Raw genomic sequence first — 15,961 nt, forward strand, 5'->3', positions numbered from 1 at the left:
TTAAAAAATCCACCCCGGAATGAGGTGGAGGTTTACACATAGTTTATATGCATTCGTTCGATAAAGGATTCATCACTCACCAATAAAAAATCAGTATGAATATAATCCGTTCCGAACAAATTTTTCAGGTCCATGTGGTTGTAATGGGCTACCTTTACCAGAATATGGTCTTCCTTATATACGTAGATCGTAAAGTACGTTTGTAGAAATAGGAGAAACTCATCCACATTGACATCCAGGTTTTCAAGGTATTCACTATTAAACTCAATGAAGCCAAGGATTGACTTACTTGTTTTAAGAAGATTAGTCATCCCTTTTAAGACAAACGCTTCATATCCCTCAACGTCGACCTTGAAAAGGACTGTTTCATAGGTTTGAGCATGACAAATGGTATCAATGGTGACGGACTTGACAGGTACCCTATCTATTAACTTATGAGAAGATTGATAAGTGGCTGAAGAGGTACCTGACCAGTGCCTATCAACAAAGAAAGCCGTTTCTTCATTGTCTTTATCCGAGGCGATCGCATTGTAGATTGCTATTTGTGACCGGTTAGGGTGAGCTTCTTTGGATTGTTCAATAAATGGTAATAAACGGCTGTTCGCCTCCACTCCTATTATCCTGGTCTCTGGTGAATACTGAGTAGAGAAGATACACTCCCCATAATTCACTCCTACATCTATGACCAGGTCGGGATTCATTTTCTTAACAGCCATGGACCAGAATCGATCGAGCCTTTTTTGAGTCACCCCATTGCTGATCAGTAGTGCCCTTCCCCGATTTTCCTCAGAATCTATATAGAGAACTGTGGAACTGGGCAGTGTTAACGTGTTAGGCAGCTTTTTTATATTCAATGTTTTGTACTTTACTAAAATGCCTACATCGATCATAAATTTCCAAGTCTTCGGATAGTTCTCCCATACTCTCATAAGAAAAGGCTTTCGAATAGCAGCATTCCAATTCATGTTTGACACCCCTTTGAAGAAACCTGTTTAGAGGTATACATTCTTAGATGCCACCCGACAATCCTCTATAATAGGGCTTTCTTCATGAAATCTTTACAAAAGATGAAAGAAATTATTTTTTACTATGTGTGATAATCTCCTTATCATAAAACTATATTGTGTTGAGGGTTATGTGTTTTTCTTCGGCTTGTTCGTAGTTTTTTAGGGTAATGCATATCATCAATAACGGACCATTCAATTCAAATATGAATGGAGGATTCGTATGGTAAATTTTATGTCTTTTTATGCTACCATCACTATGATTAGTGATTTTATGACAGGACAAAATGGAGAAGGGGAAGGCTGTTATAAATTAATATCTGTAGAAGATAGATCTGGTGGCACAGTGAATTTTGTCGTGTCACCAACCACATATTTTGTGGACCATAGAATGGTGGCTGTAGGGGATAGAATAACCGGATATTATGATGGAAACGCACCTGTTCCTCTTATCTATCCACCACAATATCGTGCACTTGTCATGGTAAAAGAAAGTTCAACTCAAAATGTAAAAGTAGATTACTTCAACTCACAGTTGGAGAGCAGCGATGGCATGCTAAGATTAAATCTATCCCCCTATACTCAAATGGTATTAACCAACGGACAATCCTTTTCAAAGTACCCTGGCAACCGGAATCTGATCGTGATCTATGGGCCCGCCACGATGAGTATACCTGCTCAAACCACGCCTTATAGAATCATTGTTTGGTGTTAGACATTTCGTGTTTTGTTCATTTACTGGCTTTTCTATGTACAGATGGAATTCTGATAGATTACACGAAATAAACCCAAGCCATAAGCTTGGGTTTATTTCGAATATATTTAAGTTTGCATGGCATTAACTATAAGCTAACTCTTTCCCATTTAGACCAAGCGTCTCTGCTGTTGAAGTATGAATTTCATTAAACAGCCATGGGTTTTCCACTAGTGACATCCCATATGAAGGAATCATTTCTTTTAGCTTCGGCTCCCACTCACTCATATGCTGTGGGAAGCATTTTTCAAATAACTCAAGCATAACGTGAACGGCAGTAGAAGCCCCAGGGGAAGCACCAAGTAATGCGGCTACAGAGCCATCAGCGGCACTGACCACTTCCGTACCGAACTGAAGTGTTCCTTTCCCGCCCGCCTCAGTATCTTTGATCACCTGCACACGTTGGCCGGCCACTACGATATCCCAATCTTCGAGTTTAGCATTAGGGATAAACTCCCGCAGTTCTTCCATGCGCTTTTCATTCGACAACAATACTTGCTGGATCAGGTATTTGGTCAATGACATCTCTTTGGCACCTGCCGCGAGCATCGTGAGAACGTTATTCGGTTTGACAGAACCAATCAAATCTAAATTTGAACCCGTTTTTAAGAATTTGGGTGAAAAACCGGCAAACGGTCCAAACAGTAACGATTTCTTGTTATCGATATATCGTGTATCAAGATGCGGAACGGACATTGGAGGAGCCCCCACCTTGGCTTTACCATATACTTTGGCATGATGCTTCGCTACTACTTCCGGATTGTTACACACCATAAACAGTCCGCTTACCGGGAATCCTCCAATATGTTTTGACTCAGGAATACCGGTTTTTTGAAGTAAAGGAAGACTTCCGCCTCCACCACCGATAAAGACAAATTTCGCCGCGTGATTTTCGATTTTACCACTGTCGATATTATGCACCTTGACTTCCCAAGATCCGTCACTGGTACGTTTAATATCCTTCACACTATGCTTGTAGTTTATCTCGACATTTTGCCTCGTTAAATGGTCAAACAACATTCGTGTTAAAGCCCCGAAGTTGACGTCCGTCCCGGAGTCGATTTTGGTTGCCGCTATCGGTTCATTCGATGTACGGCCTTCCATGATGAGCGGTATCCACTCTTTTAGTTTTTCAGGGTCATCGGAAAATTCCATTCCTTGAAACAAGGGATTACTTGACAGCGCTTCCAATCGTTTTTTCAAAAACGCTACATTTTTTTCCCCTTGCACCATACTCATATGAGGTATAGGCATGATAAAGCCATCAGGATTACCTATCAAATCACGGTTTACAAGATACGACCAAAACTGTCTTGAAAGCTGGAATTGTTCATTGATTTTAATTGCTTTACTAATATCTACCGATCCGTCAGATTTCTCGGACGTATAGTTAAGCTCGCACAATGCAGCATGCCCCGTACCCGCATTATTCCATTCGTTCGAGCTTTCTTCACCTGCACTTGAGAGCTTCTCAAACACTTTGATTTCCCATTCAGGTGCTAACTCTTTCAGCAAAGATCCCAAAGTCGCGCTCATGACTCCGGCACCAATTAAAATAACGTCTGTTTTTTTCTGTATGCTGCTCATGATAACCTTCCTTACTCTTTATATTTTCAGAAAAGAGTAACCGCTCCTGCTCGGGTCTCACTTAAAGCAAGGCGCCACCCTGGAACTCACCTGTTCTGTTATAACCATACCACAATCTATTATAATAATTTAGGGGTTAAAATATCTACCATTATCTGATAATTATATACTATTTTGAGCTTTTAAAAAAGTGCAAAGTCCGTTTTCAAAGACTTGGTAACCTTGTAAACAAAAATATAGACATAGGAATCTATTCCCACGCCCATCCTCTAATGCCCCTGGGAAAACCTGCACATTTTTGTTCACTCGGTTTTTGGGGATAGCGCAGCATTTCTATGAGGATTGAAAACTTGAGTTAACTTGTCGTTAAAAAAGGATCAAAGAACGTTGGGTTGTTCTTTGATCCTTCTTTTTTGCTAACTTATCCAGAACGACAAAGGGCAGTACTGCAAGCAGTACCGCCCCCCATTATTAATTTCTTTCTCTAGCCAGCTGCGTATCCCGGATATTTTTCTGAATGGTAATAGCCGCAAATAGACTAAGAACGAATGACATACCATAAAATCCTTTTTCACTTAAGACAATACTACCGGCATTATAAAGTCCGATCGCCATCAAGGAAATGGCTACAATCACTGCAAACCAACTGAGTCCGTAATAGATACCCGAAACAGGGATATCCTCTTCCTTGTCCCTTACCGCTTTTTGCAGGGATACGGCTGCATACAATCCGAATATCAATACAGCAAAGTAATACCCCTTCTCATTCAGTTCCATTCCTGCATTGAACAGGCCAATCAGATAAGCGGAGACACCTACCACCAAAGCTGCCCAACTTGCCCCTTTAAACGCGGCAGTTGGTTCCCCTTCTTTTCTTTCCACCTTGATCTTTGGTTTCTTTTCATCATTTTTCATTAACGGGTTTACATTCAACTCAGACATTACCGCACCCCTTTACTGTCATTCAATATCCAGGATTTACCCCTGCTACCTTAAGGATTATTATAGCAATTTTTTACAGATTTTGTTTACTATTATGAATGAAATTTTCACTTATATGGTATGAATTTTTTTAGTGAAAATGGCCAGTCCGCAGTATGCGTAGCGATAGCTTACTGGCGGACTGACCCTTTTTTTGCTATCTCTTACCTTTTTTCTTTTAGTCATGAAGAAACACGACGAATCATCCCCTTGCACTTTTCGCTTTTTACTATTAAAGTATATACTGGTTGAAATCCAGCCTAACTGGGAATGGATAAAACTGAAGTACTTTACTTTTTAATTATGGGAACATGTTTTCCTTAAGGAAAGGGTTTAAATATATTATGAAAGATAATTTTTGGCATGAGTTGCCTCGGCCGTTTTTTGTTCTCGCACCGATGGAAGCCGTGACCGATGTCGTTTTCCGTCATGTCGTGAGTGAAGCGGCGAGACCTGACGTGTTTTTTACAGAGTTTACGAATACGGAAAGCTACTGCCATCCGAAAGGAAAAGACAGCGTACGCGGGCGTCTGACGTTCACTACAGATGAACAGCCGATCGTCGCCCACATCTGGGGGGATAAGCCCGAATACTTCCGTGAAACGAGTATCGGTGTGGCTAAAATGGGCTTTCGCGGAATTGATATCAATATGGGCTGCCCTGTGCACAATGTCGCAGCAAACGGGAAAGGTTCCGGCCTGATCCGCCGCCCGGATGTCGCAGCGGAAATCATCCAGGCAGCCAAAGCGGGAGGACTCCCAGTCAGTGTAAAAACCCGTCTCGGCTATACCAAAGTGGAGGAATGGCGCGACTGGCTGAAGCACCTATTGGAACAGGATATTGTCAACCTTTCCATCCATCTCCGTACGAAAAAGGAAATGAGTGATGTCGATGCTCACTGGGAGCTGATTCCTGAGATCAAGAAACTCCGTGACGAAATCGCTCCTAATACACTTTTGACCATCAATGGCGACATTCCTGACCGCCAGAAGGGACTTGAACTTGCGGAGAAATACGGCGTTGATGGCATTATGATCGGACGGGGGATCTTCCATAACCCGTTTGCCTTCGAAAAAGAGAAGAAAGAGCACACCAGTCAAGAACTGCTCGATCTCCTGAGACTGCAGCTTGACCTTCATGATAAATACTCCGAAGAACTCGAGCCAAGGCTATTCAAACCACTCCGCCGCTTCTTTAAGATTTACGTCCGCGGTTTCCGGGGGGCGAGTGAGCTGAGAAATCGTCTAATGGAATCAGAATCCACCGATGAAGTTCGGGCTCTGCTTGATGAGTATGCTGATGCAGTGAAAGATGAGGAAGGCTTTTCTGTGACTAAGTAAAGCCCATTTCTTTTGAAAAAAGGGGTCAGACCGCCAGTAAGTTAATGCTCACTGGAGGTCTGACCCCTTTTTCCTTATTTAAACTTTTATTGCCTTATTACAATTTAACTGATTCCTAAACCACTCTATGTTCCTTTTTGCTATCAGAACTTTTGGAGCCCATATTACTATTGCGATACCTAGCATTAAGAGGAAAATTCCTAACCAAGAAGTCAAGCTTAAGTATTCACCTTATATGAAGTTCACCTTCATCTATCCCCATCAGAGTCTTCTCTATGATTACAACCAACATCTTCCTATTTCATAATCATAACAATAGTGGACATTCTATTCCAATTAGAAAATTTGTCCAAACCAATGTTAACCTTGACCATAACATAATAATAAGAGTGAACTTACTATCTTTCAGAAAAAAATCTATGAACGGATGGTAATCATCATCTTAATATTACGTCTCTCATTACTTCATTCTGCCTGTGATTAGCACTCCCCGCATATTTACTAGCTAGATCGTGATGAGTAACTTCTTACATCATCTACAACTATTATCTTTTTTCATTAGATTTGTTTTGTTTTGAATGATAGACCTCTTAACGAGTTTTTAATCAATTTTATAAAAGGAGAGGAATAACCATGTCCAATGGATGTAATCAAAATCCTATAGGAACTTGTTCGGAAGCAGAGGGAATTGGCACTGTCGCCAATGGGTCAGCCTCACATGCGGAAGGAATCAATACAAGAGCTGTGGGAAATGCTTCCCATACAGAAGGTTATATTACCGAAGCGACAGCTGATATAGCACACGCCGAGGGTACCTCTACCACAGCCAATGGAGTGGCTTCCCATGCAGAAGGATACGCCACAACGGCCGGTGGAGCACATTCTCACGCTGAGGGAAACCATACAATCGCTAGTGCTCAGGACTCTCACAGCGAGGGGCGGTTCACAACAGCTATAAATTTAGCTGCCCATGCAGAAGGAAACTTGACTATAGCCTCAGGCATTGCGTCTCATGCCGAGGGAGAAAATACAGTTGCTAGCGGGCTCGTTTCTCATGCAGAAGGACAAGGTACGATGGCTCAAGGAGAATCTTCCCATGCAGAAGGCGACCAGACGGAAGCAAATGGAAGAGCTTCTCACGCTGAAGGGAACTTGACAGTGGCTAGCGGCATTTTTGCCCATGCGGAGGGGCAGCGCACCGTGGCTTCTGGCGATCTTTCCCATGCTGAAGGAAATCAGACGCAGGCAATCGGCCAAAGCTCTCATGCAGAAGGCGCTCTTACCATTGCGAGCGGTTTCACTTCGCACGCGGAGGGAGTGAACACAATTGCCTCCGGATTATTCTCCCATACGGAGGGGCAATCGACGGATGCAGATTTTTTGGAGGGCGTTCATATCATGGGACAATTCGGCGCGGCAAACGAGCTTCCTTATTCGTGGTACTTGGCTAATGGGACAGATGCTTCGAATCCAGGCTTGGCGGCTAAAATATTAAGCGACGGTAACGTCAAAATTGATGGCGCCGTCACCACCCCGGCAGCAGACTATGCGGAAATGTTTGAAACGATGGATGGAAATCCGATTGATTTCGGCTACTTCGTTACATTGGAAGAGGATAAAGTGCGTATAGCGAATAGTCAAGACGATTATATGCTGGGAATCACAAGCGCAAAGCCGGCTTTCTTGGCCAATAGCGGAGAACTGCGATGGAAGCATAAGTTTGTGACTACTGAATGGGGTGAAATTTTGTACGAAGATGTCTCACTTCCAGCAGTATTTGACTCTGGCGGTAATGTCATATTGCCGCAACGGAGAGAACGGAGGCCGATATTGAACCCTAATTGGGACTCGACTAAGGAATATATTCCACGCTCCAAAAGACCGGAATGGGTGGCGGTTGGTCTAATGGGGCAACTTCTAGTTCGGGATGATGGCACATGCAAACCGAATAGTTATTGCAAACCAAACAATGAAGGGATTGCAACAGCCTCAGACCAAGGTTATAGAGTCACGAAACGTATTAGTCAAAATCAAGTCTTGGTAGTTGTTCCTCAGCATTATAGAAATCCTAATAAACAGACTGTTGATCAATTAGTAAAACTAGCAAAATTAAAAGAACAGGGCTACCTTACTGAAAAAGAATTTCAGATTGAAAAGAACAAGCTATTAAACTCATAAGGATTTTGTTTCTTCGTACAAGTATAACTATCTAGAATGGAGAGAAGGGGCTGGTTTATTTAGCACAACTTATTAAAAATTCTTCTATGAATTGAATTTTCATTGAGGATACCGTACTAATGAAATACGGTATCCTTATTTTTATAAAAGTCTATATAATAACTCCTTATCTAGGACAAGTTCAACCTTTTGTTTTACCACAGGGATTCCCCAATGAATCAAATGATACTTCTTGCTTATGCCTCTATTTATGATAAGGTTCGCCCCGATTAATCCGAAACGCCCGATAAATCTGCTCCACCAGAATCAGTCTCATCAACTGATGTGGGAAGGTCATCTTCGAAAAAGATAGCGTCTCATTTGACCGTTTGATCACATCATCACTCAATCCAAGTGATCCACCGATAACAAACGCCACTTTGCTTTTCCCGTACGTAGCAAGCTTGTCCAAATTATCGGCAAGATCTTCCGATGAGCGCATCTTGCCTTGGATTGCAAGGGCAATGACATGGTGATCAGGGGAGATCTTTGCCAGGATCCGATCGCCTTCTTTATTCTTCACTTGCTCCATTTCAGATTCACTCAACACTTCCGGAGCTTTTTCGTCGGCAAGCTCGACTATTTCTATCTTTGCATAAGCTCCTAAGCGCTTTACATATTCACCTATTCCTTGCTTTAAATATTTCTCTTTTAATTTACCAACCGTTACAATGGTGATATTCACTATCCACACTCACTTTACAAACAATTTACAAACACGTTATCCACAGACTTTATCCACATATCCACAAAACCAATCCACATATCGTATGGGAATATTAGTTCGCCACTATATATATTGCGTTATTCCCACAATATTCACAAGTTGTGGATAACTTCTTTTCTTCAGAAAGCTCAGTCAGTTGAGGCGCTACCTCATGCTCATCGACGACAATATCCATGGCTAATTCTACATGCTCTAAGCAGCAGTAAATCATGGCGTTTCCTCCTAATCTTCGGTTTAATTTTAGAGTATATACTTATCCACAGTTATCATATCATGTAAAGAAAAAGCAGGAAAGGGCACCTGGCCTTCCTGCTTTTCGCTTATCCACATTCTATAATCGGGATTCGTCAGTCAGTTTCATGGTTACTTCTTTCTTTTCCCCGTTTCGATAGAGCGTGACTTTCATTTGATCGTTTACGTCTTTTTTGTTATATAGATGCTTTCTTAATTCAATGACATTTTCAACTTTCTCCCCGTCAAGCTCAGTAATCACATCCAGCTCTTGTAAGCCGGCCTGGGCAGCTGGAGAATTGGGAACGGTTTGTCTGATCATGACACCATAATTGATCTCTTTCGGAAGCTTCAATGTTTCCTGCTGATGATAGGCAGAAATTTTATTCACATCCTCCAGAGTCACACCCATTGCAGGACGCTTGACCTCACCGTACTGCTCAAGGTCTTCAATAATCGGCTGAGCATAGTTGATCGGGATTGCAAGTCCGATCCCTTCAACTGCACTCTGTGCGATTTTCATGGAGTTGATTCCAATTAACTGACCGGAAATATTAATGAGGGCTCCACCACTGTTCCCTGGGTTGATGGCTGCATCAGTTTGGAGAACTTCTGCATTCCAATCTTCCATTCCATCCTGATTTATATCGACAGGAATCGTTCTCTCTACACCTGAAACAACCCCCTGTGTGACTGAACCGGAAAATTGCAGTCCAAGTGGGTTACCAATCGCAATAACAGGTTCTCCCGCTTTTAGCTTGTCTGAATTTCCAAACTCGGCAATATCATCTTTCTTGATTTTGCTTCCATCGATTTCGATTACAGCGAGGTCTGTCCAAATATCCGCACCACGCATTTCAGCAGGTACCTTGGTCCCATCCGCAAGCGTCACTTCCAGCTGATCTGCTCCTTCTACCACGTGATTATTGGTCACAATATAGACTTTATTGCCTTCTTTTTTATACATAACCCCGGATCCTGTACCCGCCTGTTGATCCTGTGTTTGTCCTTCACCCTGTCCCCAGAAGCTTTGAGATTGAATGTTCGTGATTCCTACAACAGAATCGCCGGATTTCTCAACGGCTTTCGTCACATCCGTGGTCACATCGACAGAAACACTTTGAGTAGCACCATTATGATACGCATCATCCGTTTCTTTCAGGTCCTCGTCGGGTTGAATTGAATATGGTAAGATGTCTAAGTTGGTTAACTGAGGAATCGCCACAATGACCAATATGGCTCCCAGTACCACTCCCATTAGCCCTGCAAGGAACATTCCCCCCCGATTGCCCTTTTGCTTGCTTCTGCTTCCAGAATCATGATCTGAATCATAGTATCCCATCTAACTTCATCCTTTCTGCCAACTATTCCTTTTGTTATTTTATCTTTACAAGCATGATTATAGTCAGATTAAATTAAAAAATGATGAAAAAAGTGTAAGAATTTCATATACTTACTGGATATGTAAATACAAAAAGAAGACAAAAAAAGGTGAAGACATCAGCCCTCACCTTCTTCATACCTTCAAAAGAAAAATCGTAAACATTTGAATCGGTTTAAATCGCAACTAAAGGTGTTGGTACTTTAGGGTCCGTATCAAATAAATCAATTTGTTCTCCTACTACTATTCCTTGTGACTCGAGTGTTTGCGTCACACTCATTCTGGCTAGATCTTTCATATTGTTATCCAGGCTCAAATGGGCAAGGTAAATCCCTTTAGTGTTATCACCTATCACTTCACTCATAGCAATGGCAGCATCCTCATTAGAAACATGTCCATAATCACCAAGAATCCGACGCTTTATATTCCACGGATACCGGCACATTCGGAGCATGCCCACATCATGATTACTTTCAAATACATACGCATCGGCATTGGAAATGATCCCTTTCATCCGATCACTTACATATCCCGTGTCGGTTACCAGAACAAGCTTTTTCTCTCCCTGGTGGAAAATATAGAACATTGGCTCTGCCGCATCATGTGAAACCCCGAAGGACTCAATGCTCAATCCTCCAAAGTGCTTGGCTGTTTCCATATCAAACGAAAACTTCTGTTCCGTATCTATTTTCCCTACTAACCTGTCCATGGCATTCCATGTCTTATCGTTGGCATAGATAGGAAGCTTGTACTTTCTCGCAAGCACACCGATCCCTTTAATATGATCACTATGCTCATGAGTAACAAGAATACCCGATAAATCTTCTATCTTTCGATCAATCTGACTGAACAGTCCTTCCATCTGCTTGCCGCTCAATCCTGCATCGACAAGAAAGGAATGCTCTTCCGTCTCCACAAATATCGCATTTCCTGTACTGCCACTGGCAAGCACACTAAAATGCATGGTCATATCTCTCACTCCATTGTTTCTTTTTCTGGTTTGGTCACTTCGAAAATCTGTCCTTCAACTGCATTAATAAATAGGTCTTCCTTATTATCACCTGATTCAACAACAAAGTGCCAGGTTGGTGCCAGGACTTGGGATTCTTCACGTGATAAAAAAGTATAGTATCCCAGTTCAGGTGTTTCGATCGTACTGCCCGTGCTTATCTTATGATTGGTCCACAAAACCTGAAGAGCTTGAAGAGGAGTAAGCAGGCTTTTCTTTTCCCCGCTTAATTCTTCTAAATCCTCAAGCAGTGTTTGTTTATAAGAGACGATTTCATTTTTTTCATTTAGAACAAGAACCACTTTTCCATTTGAATTGTTAAAAAGCTGTCTGCCTTTATACGTCTGATAATAAATAATCGTTTGTTCAGCTTTATTATATTTCCAGAAGCTGTACTTTTCGCCGCCTGCGACCTGGTTTTTCATAAAATCGTTTAATTCGTCCGGCGAAAAATTCTCACTGATGGAGTATGGTTCTTCTAACGTTGAATGAATCGTATTATCAGTGACAACACTGACATCTTGATTTTTCAACTTTTCTATTTCACTCTCCGTGAACACCTTCGTTTTTGCACTAATATAGGCTTCTTTCAATGGATCCTTTGATAGATTATTCGGGTAATCAATTTTATCGGCCTTTAATTGCTCTTCAAAGGAAACTTGACTTAACGTTTCTGGATTGCTTTCAGATACTTTGTTAATGAACAACGACATTAAAAAGATGTCTAAAATAAGAAAGACAATAATAAAAATGCTCTTCGTTTTACTCCAGTCCAATTCCAAGCCCCTCCTGTTCTTCCAAAGGTAGCCGTAACCAATTACCATCGTATTTATAATACCAGGAAGGTTCAAATACAAGGAATTTTCTATTCGATTCATTAGTATCTCTAGTCATCTTATATCCGACAATGACATCTTCTACATACTCCAGGTTGATGGTGTCATCCTTTGCCAATAGATATAAAACGGTAGATCCGGATGGCAATCTCATCTCGTTTACACTATCAAACTTCAACTTCAGATCATAATCTAATTTAAAGTAAGGACGATTGTACTCGTTAACCGACTCCTGACCCATGATTTGAGAAATTTCAGCCATCCCGTTTTCATTAAAAACAGGATAATTTTGCACAAATAGTCGGTAGACGATTTTATTCTCTAGAGGGCTGATCGAGAAAAATTGATATTGATCAGTCCATCCACCATGATCATTCACAAACTCCATGCTTTTTTGAAGCAGCTCTGTGGCAGACGATCCTCCATTTTTTTCTTCTGATGGATTTACATAAGACAACGTGTTATGTTCTTTATTCGTTTTTAATAAACTATATACATTTGTGAATTTTTCTCCCTGCTCAGTAAAACCCTTATCTACACTATTGGGATCACTAAACAGTGCCTGTACATACTCTTCGGGGGAATCAAGGTCCGAATAATATCTATAGCTGATATAATCCTCAGGATTTTTGGGCAGAAAGATCGTTTTTTTATTATTTAATGGCTGTTCAATATATTCATCAAAATTATAAACGGCTTTTTGAACAAAGCTTTTTTCGAAAGCTTCTAAACTGGCACGGTCTACCCGGCTTTCATAAAATTTCTTTTCTCCTTCTTCATATAAAACAAAATATACGGAACCTGTATCTGAACCGTTATTATTCAGGTCGATAATGATTCGGTTAAATGAACCGTTCAGGGTGTTTTTCTCCTCTATTTTTAACACTTGACTATAAATAGAGAGTGGAACATTATCTGGGAAAACAATTTCTACCTTTTTCTCACCGTGTATAACAGATTTGATTTCTGACATATTATACTCTCTTGAAAGATCTTTCATATCAAATAATGTCCAGGTTCTTAATTGTTCAATAACCTTATTGATTTCGAATTCATCCGAAGTCCCGACTGTCTTACTTCCTGAATGATAGAAAAGTTTAAACGGTTTGATTAGAACGCTGTTCAGTTCATTCTCAGGTATCTTGTCTCCCACGGCTACATCGTAAGCTTCATCTTTATTAATCGTATCGTATCCTGGTTGATACGTCCAAAGATTGAAGGTAAGAAATATACTGATGCATACGAGCAGCGTTAGAATTATTGATTTGATTTTTTCATAATTCATGACCAATCATCCTCTTGAGTGGAATCATATGGGAGAGTGAATGTGATGGTGGTTCCTTTTCCTTCAGTACTTGTCGCCCATACGTCACCACCATGTGCTGAAATCATCTCTTTTGCTATGGCAAGGCCAAGTCCTGTGCCACCCATTTGTCTTGTTCTGGCTTTATCGACACGATAGAAACGCTCAAAGATTTTCTCCAGATTTTCTTTCGGGATCCCTAATCCTTGATCTGATACACTGATTTCAATATATCCGTTCTTTTCTATGGTTTTAAATGTAATGGTACCGCCCTCTGGTGAATATTTCAAAGCGTTCGAAATGATGTTATCCAAAACCTGTGTTATTTTATCCTGATCCACTCCCACAAACATTGCTTTGTCTGGTAAGAAACGGTTAAAGGTCACATTGACATTCTTAGTCATTTCAAATCGATCAATGATTTTATGGAAAAAGAGAATGAAATCAACCCAATCTTTATTAAAACGATAGTCTTTACTATCCATTTTCGATAATTGAAGAAGATCATTTACTAACCGAATCATTCTCTCCGTTTCATTTTGAGTGACATCAAGGAATTGAGGTGCGATGTTTTCATCTTGCCATGCCCCTTCTGCTAATGCCTCTAAGTAACTCCTCATCGTTGTAAGCGGCGTACGAAGTTCATGGGATACATTTGCAACAAATTCCCGTCTCTCTAAATCAATTTTCTGCTGCTCCGTAATATCATGTAATACCGTTATCAGACCGTTCACAAACCCGGTCTCTTTTTGAATAATGGAGAAATTCGCCCGTAAGATATAAGGTTTTTCTTTAGTGCTGTAATCTAAAATGATCGAATCCTGTTCATTGGACAGATCATCAAACGTGTATTCCTCATCCAATCCCAGTAAGGATACAATGGGTTGAGAAACGACTGTTTCACGTGAAACATTCAGCATATCCGCTGCAGGATCATTAATCAGAATGACCCGTCCTTTTCGATCTGTTGCAATGACACCATCGGTCATATAGGAAAGCACGGAAGAAAGCTTTCTTCGCTCGCCCTCCGTCGTAGCTTGGGCTTCTTGAAGACGTTTCGTCAAATTATTGAATGTAATCGCAAGCTGACCTATTTCATCGTACCCGTAGACCTTTACTTTTCTGGAAAAGTTTCCTTTTGCCATAGCGAGTGCTTGTTTTCTCATATCAGATATCGGTCTTGTCACGGTTTGAGCCAATAACACACCCAATATCGCTGTTATGACTAAAGCAATTAGGGTACCATTCGTAAAAATCTTGTTGATTTCACTCATTTGGTCATAAACCGACTCAATTTCACCGACAAGATAAATAGCACCAATGACTTCTTCATTTGAAGTTATTGGTGCTGTATACACCCAGATTCGATCTTTCGTTTTATCATCAAGATAGATATCCTCATGACCTAATCCTATTCCCAGTGCTCTTTTAACTTCTTTCTCCCCACTAACCTGCCCAACTAAACTCTGATTATTGGGATCTGAGGTCCCAATAATCTTAGTTCTATCATTGATTACTCGAATTTCTGAGATGTCTGATGTTTTACTATCATCCAACACTCTCCGGATATCTTCTTCGAGTGTGGGATCATCTTCACTGCGTTTCTTTACTATTTCTTCACGAATTGTATACTCTAATAATTCCACTCTATTTTTAATAGAAGTTTGGAAATTATCGACGAGCTTCTCTTCTAGGGCCCTTACAAAATATACACCGATAATCTGCATGGCGAGAAGAATGAGCAGAACATAAATCAAAACGAATTTCAGATGTATGGAACGGGTTAAACCAACTTTCTTCATTACAAATTACTCCTGTTCAGGATTTCGTAAGTAATAACCGACTCCTCTACGTGTTACGATCCAGGTAGGGTGACTTGGGTTGTCTTCAATTTTCTCGCGAAGACGTCTGACGGTAACATCGACAGTACGTACATCTCCGTAGTAATCATAACCCCAAACAGTCTGAAGCAAATGTTCACGGGTCATCACTTGTCCAATATGCTTCGCTAAGTAATGAAGAAGCTCAAACTCACGATGTGTCAGCTCAATCGTTTCTCCTCTTTTAGAAACAACATACGCATCCGGATGGATGGTTAAAGAACCTACCGTAATTTCATTGTTCTCATCTTCAGCATTTTGCTGTGCCCCTTGCTGATGGCGTCGCAGATTAGCTTTCACACGGGCAATCAATTCACGTGTACTAAAAGGTTTCGTTACATAATCATCAGCACCCAGTTCTAAACCCAGTACCTTATCAATTTCAGAGTCTTTCGCTGTCAGCATAATGATAGGCATTTCATACTTCTTCCTGATTTCACGGCAAACTTCCATTCCATCACGATTCGGAAGCATAATATCAAGAAGGACAAGATCAGGCTTGATTTCTTCAGCCATCTTGACGGCTTCGTCTCCATCATACGCACAATGTACTTCATAACCTTCTTTTTTCAAATTAAACTGTAGTATATCTGCAATTGGTTTCTCATCGTCAACGACTAATATTTTCTTCTCCATGTCAATTGATCTCCTTTAGAAAAAAGTAATGTATCATATAAAGTTGTGATTAGTATAGGATTCTTCCTTTAAATT

General features: G+C 40.8%; 14 protein-coding genes. 3 read left to right on the forward strand and 11 right to left on the reverse strand.

Annotated elements, in window-relative coordinates; genetic code table 11:
• Positions 1 to 32: 32 nt before the first annotated feature.
• Positions 33 to 965, reverse strand: coding sequence for an FkbM family methyltransferase (locus ACYH0O_RS24550; protein WP_482630695.1), 933 nt, complete (start codon positions 963 to 965; stop codon positions 33 to 35).
• 262 nt (positions 966 to 1,227) lie between these two features.
• On the opposite strand from ACYH0O_RS24550, the gene ACYH0O_RS24555 reads away from it, so the two are divergent.
• A complete protein-coding gene (locus ACYH0O_RS24555; RefSeq protein WP_482630696.1) occupies positions 1,228 to 1,719 on the forward strand; it encodes a hypothetical protein in 492 nt (163 codons plus the stop codon).
• Between the two features lie 123 nt (positions 1,720 to 1,842).
• Here ACYH0O_RS24555 and ACYH0O_RS24560 read toward each other — a convergent pair whose 3' ends face one another.
• Positions 1,843 to 3,345: a malate:quinone oxidoreductase gene (locus tag ACYH0O_RS24560; RefSeq protein ID WP_482630697.1), complete on the reverse strand. Its 1,503-nt coding sequence runs from the start codon at positions 3,343 to 3,345 to the stop codon at positions 1,843 to 1,845.
• 471 nt (positions 3,346 to 3,816) lie between these two features.
• Positions 3,817 to 4,287 carry an inner membrane protein YiaA gene (gene yiaA, locus ACYH0O_RS24565; protein WP_482630698.1) on the reverse strand — a complete coding sequence of 157 codons (471 nt, stop codon included), beginning with the start codon at positions 4,285 to 4,287 and terminating at the stop codon, positions 3,817 to 3,819.
• Between the two features lie 383 nt (positions 4,288 to 4,670).
• On the opposite strand from yiaA, the gene ACYH0O_RS24570 reads away from it, so the two are divergent.
• Entirely contained in the window at positions 4,671 to 5,666 is a 996-nt protein-coding gene (locus ACYH0O_RS24570) for a tRNA dihydrouridine synthase (protein WP_482630699.1), read from the forward strand.
• A 633-nt stretch (positions 5,667 to 6,299) separates the two neighbouring features.
• Positions 6,300 to 7,844, forward strand: coding sequence for a peptidase G2 autoproteolytic cleavage domain-containing protein (locus ACYH0O_RS24575; protein ID WP_482630700.1), 1,545 nt, complete (start codon positions 6,300 to 6,302; stop codon positions 7,842 to 7,844).
• Between the two features lie 244 nt (positions 7,845 to 8,088).
• Here ACYH0O_RS24575 and rlmH read toward each other — a convergent pair whose 3' ends face one another.
• The 8 genes from rlmH to yycF form a co-directional block, all read right to left on the reverse strand.
• Entirely contained in the window at positions 8,089 to 8,568 is a 480-nt protein-coding gene (gene rlmH / locus ACYH0O_RS24580; protein WP_482630701.1) for a 23S rRNA (pseudouridine(1915)-N(3))-methyltransferase RlmH, read from the reverse strand.
• A gap of 94 nt (positions 8,569 to 8,662) precedes the next feature.
• Entirely contained in the window at positions 8,663 to 8,821 is a 159-nt protein-coding gene (locus tag ACYH0O_RS24585) for a CxxH/CxxC protein (RefSeq protein ID WP_113969385.1), read from the reverse strand.
• A 120-nt stretch (positions 8,822 to 8,941) separates the two neighbouring features.
• Positions 8,942 to 10,183, reverse strand: coding sequence for a S1C family serine protease (locus ACYH0O_RS24590; RefSeq protein WP_482630702.1), 1,242 nt, complete (start codon positions 10,181 to 10,183; stop codon positions 8,942 to 8,944).
• 214 nt (positions 10,184 to 10,397) lie between these two features.
• On the reverse strand, positions 10,398 to 11,192 hold the full coding sequence (locus ACYH0O_RS24595; protein ID WP_482630703.1) for an MBL fold metallo-hydrolase: 795 nt from the start codon (positions 11,190 to 11,192) through the stop codon (positions 10,398 to 10,400).
• A 5-nt stretch (positions 11,193 to 11,197) separates the two neighbouring features.
• Positions 11,198 to 12,007, reverse strand: coding sequence for a two-component system regulatory protein YycI (locus ACYH0O_RS24600; RefSeq protein ID WP_482630704.1), 810 nt, complete (start codon positions 12,005 to 12,007; stop codon positions 11,198 to 11,200).
• Positions 11,994 to 13,352: a YycH family regulatory protein gene (locus ACYH0O_RS24605; RefSeq protein ID WP_482630705.1), complete on the reverse strand. Its 1,359-nt coding sequence runs from the start codon at positions 13,350 to 13,352 to the stop codon at positions 11,994 to 11,996. Before ACYH0O_RS24605 ends, ACYH0O_RS24600 begins: the two co-directional genes overlap by 14 nt.
• The gene (walK, locus tag ACYH0O_RS24610) at positions 13,349 to 15,172 is read right to left on the reverse strand and encodes a cell wall metabolism sensor histidine kinase WalK (protein ID WP_482630706.1); all 1,824 of its coding nucleotides are present in this window, start codon (positions 15,170 to 15,172) and stop codon (positions 13,349 to 13,351) included. Before walK ends, ACYH0O_RS24605 begins: the two co-directional genes overlap by 4 nt.
• 6 nt (positions 15,173 to 15,178) lie before the next feature.
• The gene (yycF, locus tag ACYH0O_RS24615) at positions 15,179 to 15,886 is read right to left on the reverse strand and encodes a response regulator YycF (RefSeq protein WP_113969391.1); all 708 of its coding nucleotides are present in this window, start codon (positions 15,884 to 15,886) and stop codon (positions 15,179 to 15,181) included.
• Positions 15,887 to 15,961: the final 75 nt, after the last annotated feature.

Source organism: Rossellomorea sp. H136, assembly GCF_056838065.1.